This is a genomic window from Mycobacterium innocens (assembly GCF_900566055.1).
GTDB lineage: Bacteria > Actinomycetota > Actinomycetes > Mycobacteriales > Mycobacteriaceae > Mycobacterium > Mycobacterium innocens.
Genome location: NZ_UPHQ01000110.1, coordinates 1 through 3,346, shown reverse-complemented (window position 1 = coordinate 3,346; position 3,346 = coordinate 1). Strand labels below are relative to the sequence as shown.

General features: G+C 66.4%; 2 protein-coding genes. Both read left to right on the top strand.

Annotated features, from left to right (window positions below; translation table 11 throughout):
* Positions 1–150 precede the first annotated feature (150 nt).
* Entirely contained in the window at positions 151–1,407 is a 1,257-nt protein-coding gene (locus tag EET03_RS12495; RefSeq protein WP_075541481.1) for a YcaO-like family protein, read from the top strand.
* A complete protein-coding gene (locus EET03_RS12490) occupies positions 1,404–2,870 on the top strand; it encodes a TfuA-like protein (RefSeq protein ID WP_075541480.1) in 1,467 nt (488 codons plus the stop codon). Before EET03_RS12495 ends, EET03_RS12490 begins: the two co-directional genes overlap by 4 nt.
* Positions 2,871–3,346: the final 476 nt, after the last annotated feature.

Sequence of the window (3,346 nt, the reverse complement as noted above, 5' to 3'; positions counted from 1 at the left end):
CCCCAAGTCTGAGACCCCCGCCGAATCATCCGCCCAGCGGGGTCTCATCGCTGCCCCCTCCCCCTCCGCGATGAGATCCTGCTGGGATTATCTTCTGCACCCGTCGCAATGTCCCGCCGGAAACCCGGCAACTAAGTAGCGTGAAAAGCCATGTCGGAACAATCCGGGCTCGGCACCCAGCAACTGACGAAAGCCGGCCCCGACTGGTCGCATTGGCCGCCACGGGTGCTGGGTCACGCCGACCCCACCACAATCGGATATCGGGCCGGCACTCACCGGATCATCTCGCCCGATCAAACCTGGCAGGCCGTTCAGCCTGCGCTGGAACGGGCCGGGATCACCCGCGTCGCCGACCTGACCTGGCTGGATGATCTCGGAATTCCCACCGTCCAGGCCGTGCGGCCCGCCTCGCTGACCTTGTCGGTCAGTCAGGGCAAGGCCACCACGTACCGCGCCGCCCAGGTCTCGGCCGTCATGGAATCGCTGGAGAACTGGCACGTGGAGAGCATCACTCCCGACCTTTTATCCAGGAGCACAACCGATCTCGCCCGCGAACTGACCTATGACCCGGCCGAGCTCAACCGGCCCGCCGGAAGCTTCTACCATCCCGGCGCCAAGCTCGACTGGATGATCGCGACGACATTGCTGACCAGCCGCCGAACCTTCGTGCCGTGGCTGGCCACCGTCGTCAACGTGGCGGTCAGTGACTCCTGGGGACCGCCGATGTTCGGGATGGACACCACGGGATTGGCTTCCGGCAACAGTTACCACGAAGCCACCCTGCACGGGCTCTACGAGATCATGGAGCGCCATGGCATGGCCACGGCCGCGCCGGGATCGACCTTGTTCGAGGTACCTCTGAACGACGTCGCCCGCTCGGAGTGCGCCGAACTGGTCGAGATGATTCACCGGGCCGGAAGCGAACTGAGCGTTGCCCGGATCGACAGCTGGGACGGGTTCTACTGCTTCGCCGCCGAGATCACCTCGCCCATGACCGAGATTCCGTTCAGCGGCAGCGGACTTCACCACGACCCCAACGTGGCGCTGTCCCGGGCGATCACCGAGGCCGCGCAATCGCGCCTGACGGCCATCAGCGGGGCTCGCGAGGATCTCCCTTCGGCGATTTACCACAGGTTCGCCCGGGTGCACACGTATGCACCGGCTCGTCGATCGATGCAGCCGATGCCCGCCGCGCCCGCCACGCCGTGGCACATCGACTACAGCAACTCGCTGACCGAGCTGCTCGCCGCGGCGGCGACCGCCGTGACCGTCCGGTCGGGCGTGGAGCCCCTCGCGGTCGTCTGCGACTTCGACGACGCCTGCGTCCCCGTGGTCAAGGTCGTCGCCCCCGGACTGTCAGCCTCCATACATTCGCCGATGCGAACCCCGTTACAGGAGCACGGATGACAACTAACGGCCGGGTCGTCGTCACCGCGGGACCAACGATCGGCGCCGACGATATCCATGCCGTGGTGCCCAATGCCGAAGTGGTGACGCCGATCGCGTTCGGTCAGGCGCTCGGATACGGGTTGCGGCCGGGCGACACCCTGCTCATCGTCGACGGACTCTTCTTCCAGCAGGCGTCGGTGCGGCACAAGGAACTGCTGACCCTCATCGACGACGGGGTGCGGGTGGTCGGTTCATCGAGCATGGGAGCGTTGCGCGCCGCAGAGCTGCACCCGTTCGGCATGGAAGGGTACGGCTGGGTCTTCGAGGGCTACCGCGACGGGCTGCTCGAGGCCGATGACGAAGTGGGGATGGTGCACGGCGACCCCGAAGACGGTTATCCGGTCTTTGTCGATGCCCTGGTCAACATTCGCCATACCGTCGCGCGGGCTGTCGAATCCGGTTTGATATCAGCACCTTTGGCTGACCAGTTGATCAAAACCGCACGCAGCACCCCGTTTACCCAGCGTACCTGGAATCGATTGCTCGAGGCTGTTGGCGCTCCCGAAAGCCGCATCCTGGCAACACAATTGAGGTCGCTGCGGGTCGACGTCAAAAACGCCGACGCGGTCCTGGCGCTGCGCGAGGTGGTCCGCGGCAAAGGCGGCCGTGCCGCGCGGCCCGGCCCACCTCCGACGGTATGGTCGCAGCGCTGGCGGCAGCGGTGGGCGCCTGCGACACCCGTTCCCGTCACCACCGACAGCGGATCCCAGTCGGCCGTCGACGTCGCTGACCTTGACGTCCTTTCGTTGCTGAGCGTGTGCGCGAGCGATCGATGGGCATATGTCCCGGCGCTGGAGCAGGTCGCCGCCTGGTACTGGAGTCTGACTCACCCCGACGAGGGCGGCACGGTGTGCGACCGGGCCGCTCGGGCGGCCGCGGAGGTAGCGGCCGACAGCTATGAGCGCTCGCTGGAGACCGTCGCCCACCGCTATGCGCAGGCCACCGGCATCATCGACGAGTCCGGCTTTCCCGAACACGTCAGGGCGCCCTGGCTCACCGCCGAGGAGAACGAGAGCCTGCGCGACGATCCGATTGCGGTCTCGGCGCGACTGACCACCCGCACCCTCTTTTTCGCCAGGTCGCTGCCGGCGATCCAGCACTTCCTCGAACTGCTGCGGGCAGACCCTCGGCTGCCCGAATGGCGCGCCATGGCCGCCCGCGCCCTCGCGCAGCGGGACGAATTAGCCCGTCAGAAGCCGCACTTGAACGTGCGCCGGCCGGATCCCGGACAACTCAAGCGTCTATTCGCCAACCGATGGGGCACTCAGGTGAACCGCATCGAGCTGGCGCAGCGAGGATTGATGACCGAGGACGCGTTCTATACCGCCGCCACTCCCTTCGCGGTGGCGGCTGCCGACGACCAGTTGCCGTCCATCGAGGTCGGCAGCCTCGGTTCTGGCCCCATTATGGGAACCGCGTAACGTTTTGCCGTCGAAGGCCGTCGCACGTCCTGGTATGCAGCCACATCCCTGCCCCGGATGAGCCTGTCCGGTTCGTCGGGTGCCAGTCGTTGCCAGCAGCGGCGGTTCGTCGTTTGTTGGATGCGCGCTACGGCGTGCCGCACCGGCGTGGAGCAGCCTTCACCGGCTTCCACGATCTGCAGCCCCCGCAGCCTCGACGAGTAGACGGCGCCGTCCTACGCGGCGCAGGCGCTGATACCGGTGCTCACAGAGCACTACCTCAACAAGACCCCGATCAGGTGATCGGCCAGGTTTAGCCCGCCGGGTGGCCCCGGGGGGTCGCACCCCGGGGCTCCCACAGAACGGAGCGTGACAGTCTCCCGTCACTCCGCTCTTCTCATCCAGTCCGTTTAGAACTCGGTCATCCACGCCCAGTGGGCGAACATGCCTGGTTGACGTTGCACCAGGTCTTTCCACCATCGCTGGGCCCTTTTGAA

Coding starts and splice junctions, on each gene's coding strand:
- EET03_RS12495 (WP_075541481.1), top strand. CDS start 151: ATGTCGGAACAATCCGGGCTCGGCACCCAGCAACTGACGAAAGCCGGC.
- EET03_RS12490 (WP_075541480.1), top strand. CDS start 1,404: ATGACAACTAACGGCCGGGTCGTCGTCACCGCGGGACCAACGATCGGC.